The 17,798-nt window shown below is 74.7% G+C and carries 15 protein-coding genes, 1 other RNA gene and 1 pseudogene; 3 read left to right on the plus strand and 14 right to left on the minus strand.

Translation table 11 applies throughout. The annotated features are described in order from the left end of the window. Positions 1 to 3: 3 nt before the first annotated feature. Genes SCATT_RS09245 through SCATT_RS38945 form a run of 5 tightly spaced genes read right to left on the minus strand, consistent with a single transcriptional unit; the run spans position 4 to position 1,927 of the window. Complete coding sequence (locus SCATT_RS09245; protein ID WP_014142737.1) at positions 4 to 348, minus strand: sodium:proton antiporter; 345 nt, start codon at positions 346 to 348, stop codon at positions 4 to 6. After that, the gene (locus SCATT_RS09250; protein WP_014142738.1) at positions 345 to 1,085 is read right to left on the minus strand and encodes an MnhB domain-containing protein; all 741 of its coding nucleotides are present in this window, start codon (positions 1,083 to 1,085) and stop codon (positions 345 to 347) included. The genes SCATT_RS09245 and SCATT_RS09250 overlap by 4 nt, the downstream gene beginning before the upstream one ends. Further along, positions 1,082 to 1,330, minus strand: coding sequence for a hydrogenase subunit MbhD domain-containing protein (locus tag SCATT_RS09255; RefSeq protein WP_014142739.1), 249 nt, complete (start codon positions 1,328 to 1,330; stop codon positions 1,082 to 1,084). Before SCATT_RS09255 ends, SCATT_RS09250 begins: the two co-directional genes overlap by 4 nt. Next, complete coding sequence (locus SCATT_RS09260) at positions 1,323 to 1,754, minus strand: monovalent cation/H+ antiporter complex subunit F (RefSeq protein ID WP_014142740.1); 432 nt, start codon at positions 1,752 to 1,754, stop codon at positions 1,323 to 1,325. The genes SCATT_RS09255 and SCATT_RS09260 overlap by 8 nt, the downstream gene beginning before the upstream one ends. Then, on the minus strand, positions 1,751 to 1,927 hold the full coding sequence (locus SCATT_RS38945; RefSeq protein ID WP_014142741.1) for a hypothetical protein: 177 nt from the start codon (positions 1,925 to 1,927) through the stop codon (positions 1,751 to 1,753). Before SCATT_RS38945 ends, SCATT_RS09260 begins: the two co-directional genes overlap by 4 nt. Before the next feature lie 251 nt (positions 1,928 to 2,178). Here SCATT_RS38945 and SCATT_RS09265 point away from each other — a divergent pair, with 251 nt between their 5' ends. Then, the gene (locus SCATT_RS09265; protein ID WP_014142742.1) at positions 2,179 to 3,327 is read left to right on the plus strand and encodes a GDSL-type esterase/lipase family protein; all 1,149 of its coding nucleotides are present in this window, start codon (positions 2,179 to 2,181) and stop codon (positions 3,325 to 3,327) included. 75 nt (positions 3,328 to 3,402) lie between these two features. Here SCATT_RS09265 and ssrA read toward each other — a convergent pair. The 5 genes from ssrA to ftsE form a co-directional block, all read right to left on the minus strand. Next, positions 3,403 to 3,773: a transfer-messenger RNA gene (ssrA, locus tag SCATT_RS36190) on the minus strand. Positions 3,774 to 3,900: 127 nt separating this feature from the next. Beyond that, positions 3,901 to 4,380 (minus strand): SsrA-binding protein SmpB, encoded by a 480-nt coding sequence (smpB, locus tag SCATT_RS09270; RefSeq protein ID WP_014142743.1) that lies wholly within the window; start codon positions 4,378 to 4,380, stop codon positions 3,901 to 3,903. 18 nt (positions 4,381 to 4,398) lie between these two features. Continuing rightward, positions 4,399 to 5,604, minus strand: a complete 1,206-nt coding sequence (locus SCATT_RS09275; RefSeq protein ID WP_014142744.1) for a S41 family peptidase — start codon at positions 5,602 to 5,604, stop codon at positions 4,399 to 4,401. A 166-nt stretch (positions 5,605 to 5,770) separates the two neighbouring features. Continuing rightward, positions 5,771 to 6,688 carry a permease-like cell division protein FtsX gene (ftsX, locus tag SCATT_RS09280; protein WP_014142745.1) on the minus strand — a complete coding sequence of 306 codons (918 nt, stop codon included), beginning with the start codon at positions 6,686 to 6,688 and terminating at the stop codon, positions 5,771 to 5,773. 39 nt (positions 6,689 to 6,727) lie between these two features. Next, positions 6,728 to 7,417: a cell division ATP-binding protein FtsE gene (gene ftsE, locus SCATT_RS09285; protein WP_014142746.1), complete on the minus strand. Its 690-nt coding sequence runs from the start codon at positions 7,415 to 7,417 to the stop codon at positions 6,728 to 6,730. A gap of 327 nt (positions 7,418 to 7,744) precedes the next feature. Between ftsE and SCATT_RS09290 the strand changes: the two genes are divergently transcribed. After that, positions 7,745 to 7,933 (plus strand): hypothetical protein, encoded by a 189-nt coding sequence (locus SCATT_RS09290; protein WP_014142747.1) that lies wholly within the window; start codon positions 7,745 to 7,747, stop codon positions 7,931 to 7,933. Positions 7,934 to 8,016: 83 nt separating this feature from the next. On the opposite strand, the gene SCATT_RS09295 is transcribed toward SCATT_RS09290, so the two are convergent. The 4 genes and pseudogenes from SCATT_RS09295 to SCATT_RS09310 form a co-directional block, all read right to left on the minus strand. Beyond that, on the minus strand, positions 8,017 to 8,880 hold the full coding sequence (locus tag SCATT_RS09295; protein ID WP_239013300.1) for a hypothetical protein: 864 nt from the start codon (positions 8,878 to 8,880) through the stop codon (positions 8,017 to 8,019). Positions 8,881 to 9,207: 327 nt separating this feature from the next. Beyond that, positions 9,208 to 10,314, minus strand: coding sequence for a peptide chain release factor 2 (gene prfB, locus SCATT_RS09300; RefSeq protein WP_014142749.1), 1,107 nt, complete (start codon positions 10,312 to 10,314; stop codon positions 9,208 to 9,210). A gap of 979 nt (positions 10,315 to 11,293) precedes the next feature. Further along, positions 11,294 to 12,505: pseudogene (locus SCATT_RS39425) on the minus strand (serine/threonine-protein kinase); the annotation flags it as partial. Positions 12,506 to 12,717: 212 nt separating this feature from the next. Further along, a complete protein-coding gene (locus SCATT_RS09310) occupies positions 12,718 to 14,400 on the minus strand; it encodes a serine/threonine-protein kinase (protein WP_014142751.1) in 1,683 nt (560 codons plus the stop codon). Between the two features lie 321 nt (positions 14,401 to 14,721). Between SCATT_RS09310 and SCATT_RS09315 the strand changes: the two genes are divergently transcribed. Then, a complete protein-coding gene (locus SCATT_RS09315) occupies positions 14,722 to 17,748 on the plus strand; it encodes an FtsK/SpoIIIE domain-containing protein (protein ID WP_014142752.1) in 3,027 nt (1,008 codons plus the stop codon). The last annotated feature ends 50 nt before the right edge of the window (positions 17,749 to 17,798 follow it).

Below are 17,798 nucleotides of genomic sequence, written 5' to 3' on the forward strand. Positions count from 1 at the left end.
CGCTCACCCCTTCAGTTCGGAGAGCGCGTCGGGGTCGACGGTGCCGTGGCGTTTGGCGATCTGGATGACCAGGGCGAGCAGCAGCGCGGTGACGGTGGCACCGACCACGACGTCGGTGAGGGCGAGTGCCTGCACCACCGGGTCGACCACCGGCCGGCCGGGCTTGATGTCGGAGAAGACCGGGGCGGTGGCGCCACGCCGGTAGCCGACGGCGAGCAGCAGCACGTAGGTGGCGGACTGGGCTACCGACAGGCAGCCGACCGCGTGCACCAGGTTGCGGCTGGTGGCGATGCCGGCCATCCCGGCCAGGAAGACGTACCCGGCGACCAGGTACGGAAAGACGCTCATGCCTCCTCGTCCTCCTCCTCGATCTCGACGGCCTGGTCGAGGAAGGAGGCCAGCAGGACGACCACGCCCGCCGCGACCTCCATCCCGACGGCCGCGTTGAGCAGCGGCACGGTGCCGCCGGACGACATGGTGTTGAGGGTGCCGTGCGGCAGCGTGTTGGTCAGGTAGGCGGCGCCGGTCAGCAGGGCGGCGGCGCCGAGGACCAGATAGGCGGCCTCGCCCGCGGCGTCGGCGAGTTCGTAGGCCCAGGTGGGGCGGACGCGTTCGATGGCGCGGTAGTCGGCGCCGATGTAGAGCAGGTGGAGGGCGGTGGCGACGACGACGCCGCCCTGGAAGCCGCCGCCGGGGCTGAGCTGGCCGTGGGCGATCACGTACAGGCCGATCAGCAGGGTGACCGGCAGCGCGACGCGGCCGTAGCGGCGCAGGGCGGGGACGACGGGGGCGGGCTGCGGCGGCACCCGGTGTTCGTCGCTGGCCTGGCGCAGCAGCACCAGGGTGCCGATGACCGAGGAGAACAGGATGGACTCCTCGCCGAGGGTGTCGAAGGCGCGCTGGTCGAAGTTGACGGAGCTGACGGTGTTGGCGGTGTGCTGGCGCAGCGCCGTCCATACCGCGCGGTCGCCGTAGGGGTGCCAGGCGCCGCCGAAGCGGGGCAGGCCGAGGCAGGCGGCGGTCAGCAGGACGGCGAGGACCGCGAGTCCGGCGGCCAGCACCCAGCGGCGTTCGCGCAGGCTCACTCGCGCCGCCCCTTGCGCCGTACCTTGCGCACCGTCAGCATGATCATCAGCGGGGTGACCGCCGACCCCACGGCCAGCTGCGACAGGCCGACGTCGGGTGCCTGGACGACCGTGAAGAGCACCGCGAAGCCGAGGCCGAGGAGCGACAGGACGATCGCCTGGCGGGCCGGGTCGCGGTTGAGCACGGCGGCGGTCGCGGCGACGGCGACGAAGACCAGGGCGAGCGCGATGAGGACGTCAGCCACGGCTGACCGCCTTGCTGGTGACCGCGCCGCCGACGATCAGCAGCACCCCGATGACCAGCAGCTTGACCAGGGAGCGGCCGGGGCCGGTCACCACGCACAGCGGGATGACGGTGAGCGGGGTGCCGACGAGGGTGACCGGGGTGAGCAGCCGCGCGCCGGGCGGGGTGCGCCGGATCTCCTCGTCCAGGAGTTTGGCGAAGACCAGGGTGCCGGCCGGGCCCAGCACCGAGATCACCAGGGCGAGGTCGACGTAGGCGGTGCGTCCGTAGCCCTGCGCGAGCAGCAGGAAGACCAGGCAGAGCAGCAGGGTCGCCATGTTCTGGGCGACCACGCGGCGTCCGGTGGTGCCGCGGGCGGCGCCCCACAGGCAGGGTCCGACGCCGCCGGCGAAGACCACGGCGGCGGCGATCAGCCAGCCGTTCACCCGGTCACCGCCCGCCGGGCCACGTACGCGCTGACCGCGCCGAGCAGCGCGGCGACCGCGCCGATCGCCGTCTCCAGCACGTCCACCGTGCTGATCAGCATCAGCCACAGCACCAGCAGTCCGGCCCACCAGCCCGCCACCTCGGCCACCGCCCGGACGTCACGCCGCCTCACGTCAACTCCACCTCCGCGCCGCCGGGTACCCGCCATCGCCCGCGTTGCACTCCGGAGAAACCCCAGCAAACCACGTAGAACGGGTGATTCACCGGCGCGACGCGTATCCCGCCGCCCGGGATCGGCGAGTTGACGGTGACGGCACGCCAGGAAGGCGTCGGGGCGCGGGCCTTGGGGGCCGGAGCGTGTCCGGCGGACCGGCGGAGGGAAGATCGGGACGGAGGAACGGCACCGATCGGGAAGGACCCCCCATGGCCCGCACCTGGCACGACGTACCCCTGACCGGCGGCCCCGTGGAGTTCCGGGGGGCGCTCGACGCGCGGCGCACCGAGCACGGGGTGCTGCCGCTGCGGCTGCCCGGCTGGACCCGGGCGCAGTACCCGGACGCGTTCGTGCGGGGCGTGGCGGAGATGCCGGCCGGGGTGCGGCTGGCGTTCGCCACCCGGGCGCGGACGCTGGAGCTGGAGGTGCACACCACGGTGTGGCGGTTCGAGGGCGAACCGGACGCGGTGCCCCCCGGCGTCTTCGAGGTGTACGCGGACGGGGAGCCGGCCGGGCGGACGGCGGTGCCGGCGTGCACGGTGTGGTGGCTGACCGGGCCCCGGGCGAGCCCCCGGGTGGTCCCCGGCCCGGCGGCCACCGTGCGGTTCACGCTGCCGCCCGGTACCGAGCAGGTGGAGCTGTGGCTGCCGCAGCAGACCCCCACCGAGCTGGTGGCGTTGCGGGCGGACGCCGAGGTCACCGCCCCGGCGCCGGACGGCCGCCGCCGCTGGGTGCACCACGGCAGCTCCATCAGCCACTGCCTGGGCGCCGACGGGCCCACCGGCACCTGGCCGGCGGTGGCGGCGCTGCGCGGCGGGGTGGACGGGGTCAATCTGAGCCTGGCCGGCAACGCCATGCTCGACCCGTTCGTGGCACGGGTGATCCGGGACGCCCCGGCGGACCTGATCAGCCTGAAGGCGGGCATCAACATCGTGGGCCGGGCGGCGTTCCGGCTGCGCACCTTCGGCCCGGCGGTCCACGGGTTCCTGGACACCGTGCGGGAGGGCCATTCGGACACCCCGCTGCTGGTGATCTCCCCGGTGACCGCCCCGGCGCTGGAGGAGACGCCGGGGCCGGCCGGGGCGGACGGCGACGGCATGCTGACCGCCCTCGGCGATCCGGCGGACGTGGCGGAGGGAGCGCTCACCCTGGGCGTGGTGCGCGAGGAGCTGGCGCGGATCGTCGCCGAGCGCCGGGCGCACGACCCCCGGCTGCACTACCTGGACGGCCGGGAGCTGTTCGGCCCGGCGGACGTGGCCGACCTGCCGGACGGGCTCCACCCCAACGCCGCGGCCACCCGGCGGATGGGCGAGCGGTTCGCGGTGCTGGCCTTCGGCCCGGACGGGATCTTCGGCTGAGCACGAAGAGACCAGGGAGCCGGAAAAGCCGAAGGGCCCCGCCGGTGTCGGCGGGGCCCTTCGGCCACATGGGACGAGTGGAGATGGCGGGAATCGAACCCGCGTCCTGAAGTGCGGAAACAGGGCTTCTCCGAGCGCAGTCTGCTGTGCTTTTCTCAGCCCCGGCGGTCACGCAGACAAGCCGCCGACGGGCTCAGCCACTGTTTGATTTCCCACCAGATCCCGTGGCCGGACCTAGTGGTTTAGTCCCCTAGCTGATGCCAGACACCGGGCCGGGAACACTCCCGGGCTGACACTTCGCGAGTCGCTACTTAGGCAGCGAGGGCGAAGGAATCGCGCTTGTTGTTGGCGATTATTTTTTTGCGACACGTGGTTTACGAGATCATTGCCGCTTCCTCGGCTCGCTTCCCCTGTCTCGACAGCTCCAGTCGAAACCGATCATCCCCATGTTCTCTTCTCAAGGTGCGGCCCTCGCGGGGCCTGGGCCACGCGACGGCGTCGAGCCCATGGTACGGGATCAACGGGCGGCCGGGCCAGCGTATTCCCGCCGGGCCCGGGGCGCGCCCCGCCGGGTCAGCCGCGGCTGCGCCGCCGGGCCGCCGACATCGCCCGGTCCGCCTCGCGGCGGTCCTGCTTCTCGCGCAGGGTCTGGCGCTTGTCGTAGTCCTTCTTGCCCTTGGCGAGCGCGATCTCGACCTTCGCGCGGCCGTCCTTGAAGTACAACGCCAGCGGGACGATGGTGTTGCCGGTCTCCTGGGTCTTGCCGACCAGTTTGTCGATCTCGGCTCGGTGCAGCAGGAGCTTGCGCTTGCGGCGTGCCGAGTGGTTGGTCCACGTGCCCTGGCTGTACTCGGGGATGTGGACGTTGTGCAGCCACGCCTCGCCGCCGTCGAGCTGCGCGAAGCCGTCGACCAGCGAGGCGCGTCCCTGGCGCAGCGACTTGACCTCGGTGCCGGTGAGCACCAGGCCCGCCTCGTAGGTGTCCAGAATGTGATAGTCGTGCCGCGCCTTCTTGTTCTGCGCGATCAGCTTGCGACCGGTCTCTTTAGCCATAGCCTGGTCATTCTCCCACTACGAGGCGGTGCCGAGGCCACTCAATACCGTCTCGGCGGCGGCCCCCGCGTCCCGGCCGCCGGCCACCGTCAGATCGGGGCGGATGCCGTGGCCGTCCACGGTGCGGCCGGACGGGGTGCGGTAGTGGCCGACGGTCAGCTCGGCGACCGAGCCGTCCGGCAGGGTGCTGGGCATCTGCACCGAGCCCTTGCCGAAGGTGGGCGAGCCGGCCACCACGGCCCGGCCGCGGTCCTGCAACGCCCCGGCCAGCAGCTCGGCGGCGCTCATCGTGCCGCCGTCCACCAGCACCACCAGCGGCGTGGTGGTGTCGCCGCCCTGGGCCGCGTACAGCGAACGCGTCCGGCCGTGCACGTCGTAGCGGGCCACCAGGCCGCCGTCGAGGAACGCGGAGGCCACCTCGACGGCCTCGGTGACCAGTCCGCCGCTGTTGCCGCGCAGGTCCAGCAGGACGCCGCGCCGGTGGTCGCCGGCGGCCAGCGCGCGCCGTACCCGGCCGGCCGTGCCGTGCGGGAACGAGTCCACCGCGATCTGGAGGATCCCCGGGCCCGGGCGGGAGACGGTGACCGTCTCGGCGGTGAGCACCGCGCGGCGCAGGGTGACCGTACGGTCGCGGGCGCCACGCCGCAGCACCAGCCGGACCGGGCTGCCGGGGCGGGGCGCGGCGGTGGCGTCCGGGTCACCACCGGCCCCGCGCAGCCGGGCCACCACCTCGGTCACCGGGCGTCCGGTCACCGCGGTGCCGTCCACCGCCACCAGCCGGTCGCCGGTGCGCACCCCGGCCCGGCGGGCGGGCGAGGCGTCCTGGACGCGGCTGACGCGCACCACGCCGTCCGGCGCGCGGCGCACCCACAGCCCGACCCCGGTGTAGCGGCCGTCGAGTTCCTGCTGGAAGCCCTCGTACTCCTGGGCGGTGTAGAACGCCGCCCAGCGGTCGCCGCTGCGGCTGACGAGCGCGGCGGCGTCCTGCGGGCCGACGGCGCCGTCGTCGATGGCGCGGGCCAGGCGTGCGGCGTCGAGCCGGTCGGCGGCCGGGGTGTACGGGCGCGGACGGGTGCGGACGGCGGCCGGGGCCGGGTCGCCCTCGGCCGCGCGGCCGAAGGAGCCGGTGGCCGCGCCGGTCGCCAGCACCGCCCCGAAGACCAAGGTCAGCGTCACCCCGCGGCGGATCGACCGGGGTTCGGCGAACATCGTGCGGCCGGACATGCCCGGGAGTGTAACGCCACGGCCGCGTCAACGGCGGGGCGCGTGGGCGGCGTTGGGCGGTGACCGGAACGACGGCGGGCGCCGCACGGACCGTTCGCACGACGGCGTCCGTACGGCGCCCGCAAGCGCCTTCGCACGGCGCGGACTTGGGGCCCGCGCCACAGGGTCACACCTTCAGGTACTTGCGCAGCGCGATGAAGGCGGCCAGGGCGGGCATCAGTATGCCGACCACCAGCACCAGCGGCAGCACCTTGATCACATCTCCCCAGCCGAGGAAGTGGATCAGCTGCACCTTCTGCGCCAGGCCGAGCCCCGCGTCGATCAGGTAGTAGCGCCCCACCAGCAGCATCACGCAGGCCACCACGCCGCCGATGAGCCCGGCGAGCGCGGCCTCCATGATGAACGGCATCTGGATGTAGAAGCTGGAGGCGCCCACCAGCCGCATGATGCTGGTCTCCCGGCGCCGGCTGAACGCCGAGACGCGCACGGTGTTGACGATCAGCAGCATCGCCACCGTCAGCATGAACGCCAGCACCGCCAGGGCCACGATGGTCATGCCGTTGAGCAGCCCGAAGAGGTTGTCCAGCAACTTGCGCTGGTCCTGCACCGACTGCACGCCGGGGCGGCCGTCGAAGGCGCTGGAGATCACCTGGAACTGGGTGGGGTCCTTGAGCTTGACGCGGAACGAGTACTGCATCTGGTCCGGGGTGATCAGATCGGCCCCGGGCTGCCCGGCGAACTGCTCCTTGTAGTGCTTGTACGCCTCCTGGGGCGTCTCCTTGTAGATCTTGTCGACCACCGGCAGCTTCTTCAGATCGGCCTCGATCTGGTCCATCTGCTCCTGGGTCACCGCGCCCTTGGAGCAGTTGGCGGTCTCGGTGCCGTCGGCCTTGTTGCACAGGAAGATCGACACCTGGACCTTGTCGTACCAGTAGCCCTTCATGGAGCTCACCTGCTCACGGGCGAGCCAGGAACCCCCGGCGAGCGCGAGGGAGAGGGCGACGGAGACGATCACCGCGAAGGTCATGGTGAGGTTGCGCCGGAGACCGACGCCGATCTCCGACAGGACGAACTGGGCGCGCATGAGGACCTTTCTGCCGCTGCCTCGGCTGCTGTTGGGGTTTCAGTGCTGGTAGCCGTAGACACCGCGTGACTGGTCGCGGACGAGCCGCCCCTGCTCCAACTCGATGACGCGCTTGCGCATCTGGTCGACGATCTGCTGGTCGTGGGTGGCCATCACCACGGTGGTACCGGTGCGGTTGATCCGGTCCAGCAGCTTCATGATGCCGACCGAGGTCTGCGGGTCGAGGTTGCCGGTGGGCTCGTCGGCGATCAGCAGCAGGGGCCGGTTGACGAACGCCCGGGCGATCGCCACCCGCTGCTGCTCACCGCCGGAGAGCTCCCCCGGCATGCGGTCCTCCTTGCCGCCGAGGCCGACCAGGTCGAGCACCTCGGGCACGGTCTTGCGGATCGTGCCGCGCGGCTTGCCGATGACCTCCAGGGCGAAGGCCACGTTCTGCGCCACGGTCTTGTTGGGCAGCAGCCGGAAGTCCTGGAAGACGGTGCCGATCTGACGCCGCATGTGCGGCACCTTCCAGTTGGACAGCCGGGCCAGGTCCTTGCCGAGGACGTGCACCGAGCCGGTGTCGGTGCGTTCCTCGCGCAGCATCAGCCGCAGGAACGTGGACTTGCCGGAGCCGGAAGAACCCACCAGGAAGACGAACTCGCCCTTGTCGATCTCCAGCGAAACGTCGCGGAGCGCGGGACGGTTCTGTTTCGGATAGGTCTTGCTCACATTGTCGAAACGGATCACAGCGATGCACCAGGGGTGGACTGGAGGGACGGACAGCCGACAGCACGGCTCTCCCGGTGGGGCGACCTTACGCGAAGCGCGCGCGAGCGCGCAGTCGCCGTCCGTGGTTGGTGGGTTTCCTCACCCGCTATAGGGGGACAAAGGTCGCATCGGTCACATCCGCCCGAACCGTTCCGCACGGGGCGCGCCGATTCGGCCGGAAGCTGGCACAGTGGGAGGAGGGCGGTACGCGGGGCACGGGTGGACGCGCCCCGGGGAACCGCCGGACGCCCCACGGCGTTAGGACAGGTGATACATGCGGCAGGGCCGTGTGGGAGGAGGCGGCGCATGACTTGCGACCGACTGGTGTGCGCCAACTGCGCCGGACCCGTCGCGGAGGGCCGCTGCGCCGTCTGCCGGGCCAACCGGGAACGGCTGCACCAGGAGAACCCCTTCGCCGCGCTGACCCCGGCGACCCTGGTCGCGCTGCTGCTCGCCCTGATCGCCGTCGCGGTGCTGGTGCGCCAGGCGGTCTGAGGCCGGGCCGCGGTACGGGAAAGGGGCCGGGTGGCGCGCATGGCCTGCGCGCTCCCCGCCCCCTTGTGACGTACCGGCCCCGGTCAGGCCGCGTTGCGCCGGTTGGCCAGGCGCGGCATCAGCCGGAAGCCGATCCCGCCCGCGATCATCGTCGCGGCGCCCACCAGCAGGAACGTGGTCTGCCCCGCCCCGGTCTCGGCCAGCTGCTCCTTGGCCTTGGCCTGCGTGACGGCCTGGGTGTCGGTGGACGTGTTGTTGTTGCCCCCGCCCCCGCAGTTCACGCTGTCCTGCGACAGCGTGCAGGTGCCGCCGTTGCCGCCACCGCTGTTGCCGGTGCCGCCGCTGTTCGCGGTGCCGCCGCTCTGGCTGCCGGTGGTCGAGCCCGCGCTGGTACCGGTCGACGTCCCGGTGCTGGTGCCCGTGGACGTACCCGTGCTGGTACCGGTGGAGGTGCCCGTGCTGGTACCCGTCGAGGTCCCGGTGGACGTACCCGTGGAGGTACCGGTGGACGTGCCGGAGTCGGTACCCGTGCTGGTACCGGAGTCGGTACCCGTCGAGGTGCCGGTGGACGTGCCCGTGGACGTACCGGTCGAGGTTCCGGTCGACGTACCCGTGGAGGTACCGGTGGACTCACCGGTCGAAGTCCCGGTGGATTCACCAGTGCTCGTGCCGGTCGAAGTGCCGGTGCTGGTACCGGTGGAGGTACCCGTGCTGGTGCCGGTGGAGGTACCCGTCGAGGTACCCGTGGACTCGCCGCCCTGGGCGCCCTGGGCGGCCCCGGCGACGGAGCCGCCGTCGGTCTCGCCGCCGTCCAGCGCGACGCTCACGCCGTGCGAGCCGGCGTTGACGCTCACGCCGCCGGCCTGGATGCCGATGGCCTGGGCGGTGCCGACCGCGGTCAGTGAGGCGCCGGCGGCGAAGACGGCGCCGGCGGCTATGCGTGCCATGCGCACGCGAGTTTTACGGTTGGTCATCAGCCAACTACCCCCAGTAGCTGCTAGCTCGAATTTGGGGCAGCTATGCGCAGGGGCGCGGTGGCCCGGGGTGTTCGCGGTACGGGATTCACGCCCGTCGCCCCCCGTCGGCTCACACCCCGTTCATAGATATGCCGGGCGCCAGCTTTCCTACTTTGCCGTGCATCGTCAAGGGCATTTCATACGCAATGCCCGGAACAATGGGCTATGTCAATGCCCCGGCCACCCAGCCTTTGCGAAAAAGGCACATGCCGCGGTGCCCAAGAGCCCGCGGCATGGGTCGTCGGCGCGCTTCCGCGCCTACTTCTCGCGCTGCTTCCGCCAGCGGATACCGGCCTCCAGGAAGCCGTCGATCTCGCCGTCGAGGACGGCCTGCGGGTTGCCGACCTCGTGGTCGGTGCGCAGGTCCTTCACCATCTGGTAGGGGTGGAGGACGTACGAACGCATCTGGTTGCCCCAGGAGTTGCCGCCGTCGCCCTTGAGGGCGTCCATCTTGGCCTGCTCCTCCTGGCGGCGCCGCTCCAGCAGCTTGGCCTGGAGGACGTTCATCGCCGAGGCGCGGTTCTGGATCTGCGAGCGCTCGTTCTGACAGGAGACCACGATGCCGGTGGGCAGGTGGGTGATGCGCACCGCGGAGTCCGTGGTGTTGACGCCCTGGCCGCCGGGGCCGGAGGAACGGTAGACGTCGATGCGGAGTTCGGACTCGTCGATCTCGACGTGGTCGCTCTGCTCCACCACCGGCAGCACCTCGACGCCGGCGAACGAGGTCTGGCGGCGCCCCTGGTTGTCGAAGGGCGAGATGCGCACCAGGCGGTGGGTGCCCTGCTCGACGGAGAGCGTGCCGTACGCGTACGGGCTCTTGACCGCGAACGTGGTCGACTTGATGCCCGCCTCTTCGGCGTAGGAGGTCTCCAGCACCTCGGTGGGGTAGCCGTGGCGCTCGGCCCAGCGCAGGTACATCCGCTGGAGCTGCTCGGCGAAGTCGGCGGCGTCCACCCCGCCGGCCTCGGCGCGCACGCTCACCAGCGCCTCACGCGCGTCGTACTCGCCGGACAGCAGCGTGCGGACCTCCATCTCGTCCACCGCCTGCCGTACCGAGACCAGCTCGGTCTCGGCCTCGGCGCGGGTGTCGGCGTCGTTCTCCGCCTCGGCGAGTTCGAAGAGCACCGCCAGGTCCTCGATGCGGGAGCGCAGCGCCTCGGTCTTGCGCAGCTCGCCCTGGAGGTAGGAGAGCCGGCTGGTGATCTTCTGGGCGTTGTCGGGGTCGTCCCACAGCGAGGGGGCCGCGGCCTGCTCCTCGAGCATGGCGACATCGGCCCTCATCTTGTCGAGGTCCAGAACGGCCTCGATGGACTCCATGGTGGAGGAGAGGGACTTGAGCTCTTCGGATGCGTCGAGGATTGCCACGCCTCAAGCGTAGCCGGTGGCCGCTGCGGCTCGCCCGTGTCCGGCGTCACCCCGGGAGGGCCCCGGCGCGGGAGAGGCGGCCGGCCGGGGTGACGGTCCACAGCTCCAGGCCGCCTGAGGCGGTGGCGGCGACCGGCCGGGAGGTGGGGGCGGGCAGCCCGGTCACGGTCCAGTCGGTGGGGTCGGCGGTGGGGGTGGCCGGGCCGACGGCCTGGGTGAGGCCGCCGCCGTCCGCCGGGGCGAACACGTAGACGTGGTGCCCGCGCACCACCGCCTCCGGGCGCCCGGCGGCCGACAGCCGGCCGATGATCTGGGTGGGCCGCCAGGCCCCGTTGGCGTACGGCAGCCGCAGCACGGCGCCGTCCGCCTTGCGCACCACGAAGGCATCCAGGGTGCCCGGGGCGCGGGAGAGGAGGGCGGGGGCGGCAGTGACGCGGCCGGGGGTGGGGACGACGGCCCAGGCGTTCCAGCGGTCGTCCACCAGGGAGGCGGTGACCAGGTCGCCGCCGGTGCGGCCGACGAGGTCGATGCGGCCGGGGGCGGAGGAGGCGGCGGCCGGGGCGGCGTCGAAGCGGGTGCGCTGGTCGACCATGTACCAGTCGTTCCACACCCCGCCGGCCAGCGTGCGCCGGTAGAGCAGGCCGTCGGTGCCGAGGGCGAACAGGTCGAGGCTGCCGGGGCGGGCGGAGACCACGGCCGGGTCGTCGGCGACGTGGATGCCGGTCAGCAGCTGCCAGCTTCCGTACCGGCCGTCGGACGCGTCGCGGGTGATGTACCACACATTGCGGTCGGTGCCGGTGACGAAGACGTAGGTGGCGCCGGCCATCCGCACCGCGCGCGGGCCGCCGGCCGGGCGGACCGGCGGGGCGGGGGCGTCGCGGAAGGCGGACCAGTGCGGCAGGACGGCCGGGGTGCCGGTGCTGCCCTGCGGGGAGGCGGCGCCGGCGGTGGGCGCGGTGGGGGTGGTGCGGTGGCCGGCCCCGCCGTCGGGGTGGTGGTCGTCGCGGCTGTTGGCCTTGGCGTCGTCGCCGGAGGAGGCGATGGCCCAGCCGCCGAGGCCCGCGGCGACCACGGCGGCGGTCGCGGCGGCGGCCAGCCGGAGCCGGCGGCGGCGCAGCGTCTCGGGTTCGGCGCGGCGGGGGCCGGCGCCGCGTCCGGCACCGGGGTCGCGGCGCGGGTAGGCGGCGAGTTCGCGGGCGGAGGGGAGCTTGATGTTGGTGTGGGTCTCGCGGCTGGAGTCCGGGGCGGCGGAGCGCACCAGGGGGACGGCGCCGCGGCGGGGGCGGGCGGGTTCCTCGGCGGCGCCGGGCGCGGCGGGGTCGGCGGCCGGGTCGGCCGGGGGCGCGGCGACGCGCAGCGGCGGCAGTCCGGCGAGCCCGGGGAGCTGTTCGCGCAGCCGGTCACCGAGTTCGCCGGCGGTCAGCCGGGAGGCGGGGGCCTTGGACAGGCACTGGGCGAGGATCTGCCACAGCGGGTCGGGCAGCCCGGGGACCGGGGCGACGGTCTCGGTGACGTGGCGGCGCAGCACCGCCCCGGGGTGTCCGCCGCCGAACGGGGTGGCCCCGGTGAGCAGTTCGTACAGGACCGTGGCGAGCGCGTAGATGTCGACGCTGGCGCGGGGCGGCAGCCCTTCGATGATCTCCGGGGCGAGGTAGTCGGGGGTGCCGATGATGCGGGTGGCGCGGGTGCGGCGGGGCGAGTCGACGAGCCGGGCGATGCCGAAGTCGGTCAGGAGGGCGGGCGGGGCGCCGCCGGGGCCGGCCGGGGCGGCGGTGTCCAGCAGGACGTTCTCGGGCTTGACGTCGCGGTGGACGACGCCGGCGGCGTGGGCGGCGGCGAGCGCGTCGGCGACGTCGGCGGCGACGGCGACCGCGGCGGCCGGGGCGAGGCGGCCCTCGCGTTCCAGCCGGGAGCGCAGGTCGCAGCCGCGCACCAGGTCCATCACGAGGGCGAGGTCGGTGCCGTCCACCACGAGGTCGCGGACGCCGACGATGCGCGGGTGGTCCAGCGAGAGCAGCGCCGTGCGTTCCTGGACGAAGCGGCCGACCAGGTCCTGGTCGGAGGCGAGGTCCTCGCGCAGCAGCTTGATGGCGACCGGACCCTCGGGTCCCTCGCCCAGCCACACCGTTCCGGCCGACCCCCGCCCGAGCACCTGCTGGGCGGTGTACCGGCTGCCGATCTTCCGTGCCAAGACTGCTCCGACTCATCCGACGTCCGGGACGTCATCCGACGGTCTGTTGGCGACAAAGCTACGCGGAGGACCGCCGGTTGGGGGCACCGGATGGTGGTGACCGCGGCTTCTGCGGGGGAAATCACCCTTCGGAAGTCGATAAATCTCCTAACTCGCGGTCCGCCGGGACGCGTGGGCCCGGTCCGCGGACCGGGCCCTTATCTGACGCTCCGTCAGTTTCCTTGGTTCAGGTCGTGCGCCGCGGAACCGATCGTGGAGACCCAGTGCCAGGCGGTGCTGACCAGGCTGGAGGCGGTCTCCCACAGCGAACGGCCCTTGGCCACCCACTCCGGCAGCGGGGTGAAGTTCCACACCAGCACCGCGACGACCACCAGGACGACGATGGTGAACAGGCACCCCTTGAGGCAGCCGGCGCCGGGGATGCGCATCCGGCTGCGCGGACGCGGCTCGCGGCGCGGGGCGGGCTCCCGGCGGGGCGGGGGCTCCCGGCGCGGGGCCGGCTCCGGCTCGGGCCGCCGGGACGGCTGGTAGCGCGGCGGCTCCGGTTCGTACCGCTGGGGCGGCGGCGGGGCCGGGCGGGCGCCGTAGCCGGCGGCGGGCGGCCCCGGGCGGCGGCGCGGCCGGTGGCGCAGCGGGTCCTGCGCGGGGTCGAGGTAGCCCAGCTCGGTCTGCTCGTTGCGCTGCCGGGCCGCGTTGAGCTGGGACTCCCACGGGTGCGGGCCCTGCGCGCCGGGCTGCTCCGGCGGCATCGGGGGCATCACCCGGGTGCCGCCGGCCGGCCCGGCACCGTCGGCGCCCGCGGTGGGCGGCAGCAGGCTGGTGGCCGCCTCCGGGTCGCCCGCGGACAGGCCGCGGCTGCCGCCGGGCAGCACTTGCGTGGGGTCGGCCTGGCCGCCGGCCGGGAGCACCTGGGTCGGGTCGGCGTCCGGGCCGGCCATGGCGGCGCCGGTGCCGGGGACCCGGGCCGGCCGCGGGTCGGGGGCGAGCAGCGCGGCGACGCCCAGCGCCGTCTCGGCGGCCTCCGGGGTGGCGTGCACCCCGATGCCGTGGGCCACCACGCGCAGCGCCCGGGCGAGGCTGACGGCGCTGGGCCGCTCGTCGGGGTTCTTGCGCAGACAGCGCTCGATCACCGTCCACAGCGGCTCGGGCATGGTGGACGGACGGCGCGGGTCGGCGCTCAGATGCTGGTGGAGCACTTCCAGGGCGCTCTCGCCGCGGAACGGCGGACGGCCGGTGGCCAGCTCGTACAGCAGGATGCCGGCGCCGTAGACGTCCACCGCCGAGGTCTGCGGGCGCCCCTCGGCGGACTCCGGCGCGACGTACGCGGGGGTGCCCACGAATTCATGCGTACGGGTGACTCCGGGCGAATCCGCCAGCCGGGCGATGCCGAAGTCGGTCAGCATCGGGTGCATCTGCGAGCCGTCCGGGGTGGCGGCGAGCAGGACGTTGGCGGGCTTCAGGTCGCGGTGCACGACGCCGTCGGCGTGGCTGGCGGCGAGCGCGTCGGCGATCTGCGCGGTCAGCAGCGCCGCGCCGGCCGGGCTGAACGGGCCGTTCTCCCGCACATAGCGATGGAGATCCGGACCGTCGACCAGGTCCATCACCAGGGCCAGCAGCTCCCCCTCGACCACCAGGTCGCGGGTGCGCACGATGTTGGGGTGGGAGAGCCGGAGCAGCACCGAGCGCTCCCGGAGGAAACGCATGACGATGTCCGCGTCGCCGGCCAGCTCCTCCTTGAGCACCTTGATGGCGACGACCTCGCCGGCCTGTGACGCGGTGCCGGCGCCGCCGCCCTGGGGGTACACCGTCTCGCGGACCCGGGCCCGCCAGACGGTGCCCGTGGCTCCTCGCCCGAGCACCTCCTCGAGCAGGTATTTGCTGCCTACCGGCCGCACGTCATGCGCTCCCAGATCGTGGTCGAGTGGTGTTCTCCGGCCCGCCGGACCCGTGCGGGCCCGGAACCGCCCCGTACGCCCGGTCCACTGTAGTGCCGGACCGCCGGTCGGGCCGGGGACCGCGAGCCGGGGGCTTCGGTGTAGGACGCGGACGGCCGCCGGTTGGTTGCCCCGGCCGGCGGCGGGCCGGGGCGCCGGGGCCGCCGAGGGGGGCGCCGGACGCGAGGTGTCGGTGGCAGGTGGGAGGATGCCTCCCGTACGACGCGGTGGGGGGCACGGCGCCCCTGCCGGGCTTCCCGGGGAGAAGGGACGCGCACGACGATGCAGATCCGGCTGACCGTCCTCGGGCCGCGCAGCGGCCGTGGCTGCGATGTGCTCGTCACCGCTCCGGCGGGGACGGTGCTGGGCGCGGTGGCCGGTGCGCTCGCGGCGAGCGCCGGTTCCGGGCGCCCGGCGCCGCGCTCCGGCGCGTCGGTGGTGCTCTACGCGGGGGCCCAGCGGCTCGATCCGGCCACCGCCCGGCTGGGCGTGCCGCCGCTGGTCGACGGGGCGGTGCTCGCGCTGCACGCCCCGGCGGACCCGGGCGGCTTCGACCGTACGCCGCCGGAGGCGCCCGCCCGGCTGCACGTGGTCGGCGGCCCGGACGCGGGCGGGGTCCACCTGCTCCAGGGCGGCCGGGTGCGGATAGGGCGCTCGGGCGACGCCGACGTCCCGCTGGACGACCCGGACGTCTCCCGGCTGCACTGCGTGGTCACCGTGGACCCGGCGGGCGGCCGGGTGACCGTGGCCGACCTGGGGTCCACCAACGGCACGTGGCTCGACGGCCGCCAGGTCGGGGAGCGGGCGGTGCCGGTGGCGCCCGGGGCGCTGCTGCGCATCGGCGAGTCGACGCTGCGGCTGGAGGCGGCCGAGGGGGCGGGGCGGGCGGTGCCGCCGCTGCCCGCGGGTCCGCCGGTGGTGCCGGACGCGGAGGGCCATCTGCGGGTCACCGTGGCGCACGGGTCCGGCGCCCGCCTGCTGCCCGCGCCGCGCGATCCCCGGCGCGACGACCAGGGGCGGCGCCCGGCCCGGCCCGCGCCCGCGGTGGCCAGCGCCCCGGACGGCCAGGACGCCGCGCTCGACCGGGCGGCCGGGGCGCGCCGGGAGACCACCACGCACGCCGGACGGGGCGGGATACTGGGCGGCCCGCTGCGCCCGGAGGCGTTCGCCCCGGCCGCGGAGGGCGCCGACGCGGAGGGCGCGGGGACGTCCCGCGGGATCTCCTCGGCCATAGGCGCCTGGGCCCGGCGGATCGCGGCCGGCCGGGGCACCGGGCGCGGCGCCGGCGGGCGGGACGCGGCCGAGCGGCTGGCCGCCGAGGCCGCCGCGCTGCGCGACCGCGCCCCCGACCCGGCCTGCGTCCTGGTCACCGCGCTCGGTCCGGGGCCGCGGCTGTGGGAGCGCACGCCGGAGCATCCGGACGCGCTGACGGTGCGGCTGGGCACCGCCGACCTGCCCACCGGCGCGGCGGACGTCCCGGCGCCGTCGGACGGCCCGGCGGTGCTGCCGGCGGTGCCGGTCACGGTGGACCTGCGGCGGTCCGGCTCGCTGGGGCTGGCCGGGCCGCGTCCCCGGCTGAGCGGGCTGGCCCGGTCGGTGGTGGCCCAGCTGTGCGCGCTGCACGCGCCGGCCACCGTCGAACTCGTCCTGATCAGCGCCGACCGCGAACGCCCCGCCGAGCAGCGGGCCGACGAGTGGGGCTGGCTCAACTGGCTGCCCCATCTGCGTCCCGCCCACGGTCAGGACTGCCGGCTGCTGGTGGCCTTCGACCGCGACCAGGCCGAGGCGCGCACCGCGGAGCTGGCCCGGCGGCTGGCGGACGGTCCGCTGGGCCCGGGGTGGGCCGGGGCGGACGACGACTCGGTGGCCGCGGCGGCGGCCGGGCGCGGCGGCGGCTTCACGGTCGTGGTGGTGGACGGCGATCCGGGGTCGGCGGCGCTGCGGGAGACGGTGGAGCGGCTGGCGCACGCCGGTCCGGCCGCCGGGATCCATCTGGTGTGCCTGGCCGACTCGGTGGAGCGGCTGCCCGCCCGGTGCGGCGCGGTGGCCCGGCTGGAGGGCGAGGTGGCGACCGCGCTGACGCTGCTGCCCGAGGGGCCGGGCCAGGTGACGGTGGACGCGGTGTCGGGGGCCTGGGCCGAGCGGTTCGGGCGGGCGCTGGCGCCGTTGCGGGAGGCGGACGGGGCCGGGCCCCGGGTGCGCAGCGCGCTGCCGCCGACGGCACGGCTGCTGGACGAGCTGGACCTGGCGTTGGCGACCCCGGCGAAGATCTCGGCGCGGTGGCGTTCGGGGGCGGCGGGGCGGGCGGTGCTCGGCGCCGGTCCGGAGGGGCCGGTGGCCGTCGATCTGGTCGCGGACGGGCCGCATCTGCTGGTGGGCGGGGCGCCCGGGTCGGGCAAGACGGAGCTGCTGCGGTCGCTGACGGCGGCGCTGGCGGCCTCGGCGCCCCCGGACGAGCTGGCCCTGGTGCTGCTGGACGGCGCCCCGGAACGCGGTGAGGGGCTGCGGCTGTGCACCGACCTGCCGCACGTGACGACGTACCTGGCCGCCGCCGACCCGGCCCGGATGCGGCAGCTGGCCCAGGCGCTCGGGGCCGAACTCCGTCGCCGCGAGGAGCTGTTGGGCCCGGTGGCGTACGAGGCGTGGCGGGCCGCGCGGGTGGCGGCGGGTCCGGCGTCGGCCACGGCGGGCGCGGCGGGGCCGGCGGCGGACGGCGCGGAGCCCGGCTCCGTCGCGCTGCACGACCGGACCGGCGCCGGGCTGCCCCGGCTGGTGCTGGTGGTGGACGACTTCGACGCGCTGGCGGCGCCGGCGCTGGGCAGCCCCGGCCGCCCCGCCGCCGGTTCCGTGGTGCGGGCGGTGGAGGCGGTGGCCCGGGCCGGGGCGCGGCTGGGGGTGCACCTGATGGCCGCCACCGGACGGCCGGAGCGCACCGCGGGCACCGAGGCCGACGAGCTGGCCCGGCTGCGGATCGCGCTGCGCACCGGGGATGCGGAGTCGGCGACGCTGCTGGTGCACGTGGAGGAGCCGGCCGCGCTGGACGAGTCGGTGCCGGGGCGGGGCTACCTGCGCCGGCCGGACGGCGCGGTGACCGCGTTCCAGACCGGCCGGGTCAGCGGGCGCATCCCGCGCACCGCGACGCTGCGGCCCACCGTGGTGCCGGTGGAGTGGGAGCGGATGGGCGACCCGCCGGCCCGGCGTCCGGTGCGGGAGCTGGGCAACGGTCCGACCGATCTGGCGCTGCTGGCCAGCGCGTTGCACCGGGCCGCCGAGTCGGTCGGCGCCCAGCCCGGCGAACCGCTGCTGTGACCCGGCGGACGGCCCCGTCGAGGCGCCCAAGTCACGCCCGCCGAACGGGG

The sequence above is a fragment of the Streptantibioticus cattleyicolor NRRL 8057 = DSM 46488 genome (assembly GCF_000240165.1).
GTDB lineage: Bacteria > Actinomycetota > Actinomycetes > Streptomycetales > Streptomycetaceae > Streptantibioticus > Streptantibioticus cattleyicolor.

Bases quoted from the DNA above. Each gene is read 5' to 3' on its own strand.
- SCATT_RS09245 (WP_014142737.1), bottom strand. From the start codon at position 348: ATGAGCGTCTTTCCGTACCTGGTCGCCGGGTACGTCTTCCTGGCCGGG.
- SCATT_RS09265 (WP_014142742.1), top strand. From the start codon at position 2,179: ATGGCCCGCACCTGGCACGACGTACCCCTGACCGGCGGCCCCGTGGAG.
- smpB (WP_014142743.1), bottom strand. From the start codon at position 4,380: ATGGCTAAAGAGACCGGTCGCAAGCTGATCGCGCAGAACAAGAAGGCG.
- SCATT_RS09275 (WP_014142744.1), bottom strand. From the start codon at position 5,604: ATGTCCGGCCGCACGATGTTCGCCGAACCCCGGTCGATCCGCCGCGGG.
- ftsX (WP_014142745.1), bottom strand. From the start codon at position 6,688: ATGCGCGCCCAGTTCGTCCTGTCGGAGATCGGCGTCGGTCTCCGGCGC.
- SCATT_RS09290 (WP_014142747.1), top strand. From the start codon at position 7,745: ATGACTTGCGACCGACTGGTGTGCGCCAACTGCGCCGGACCCGTCGCG.
- SCATT_RS09295 (WP_239013300.1), bottom strand. From the start codon at position 8,880: ATGGCACGCATAGCCGCCGGCGCCGTCTTCGCCGCCGGCGCCTCACTG.
- SCATT_RS09315 (WP_014142752.1), top strand. From the start codon at position 14,722: ATGCAGATCCGGCTGACCGTCCTCGGGCCGCGCAGCGGCCGTGGCTGC.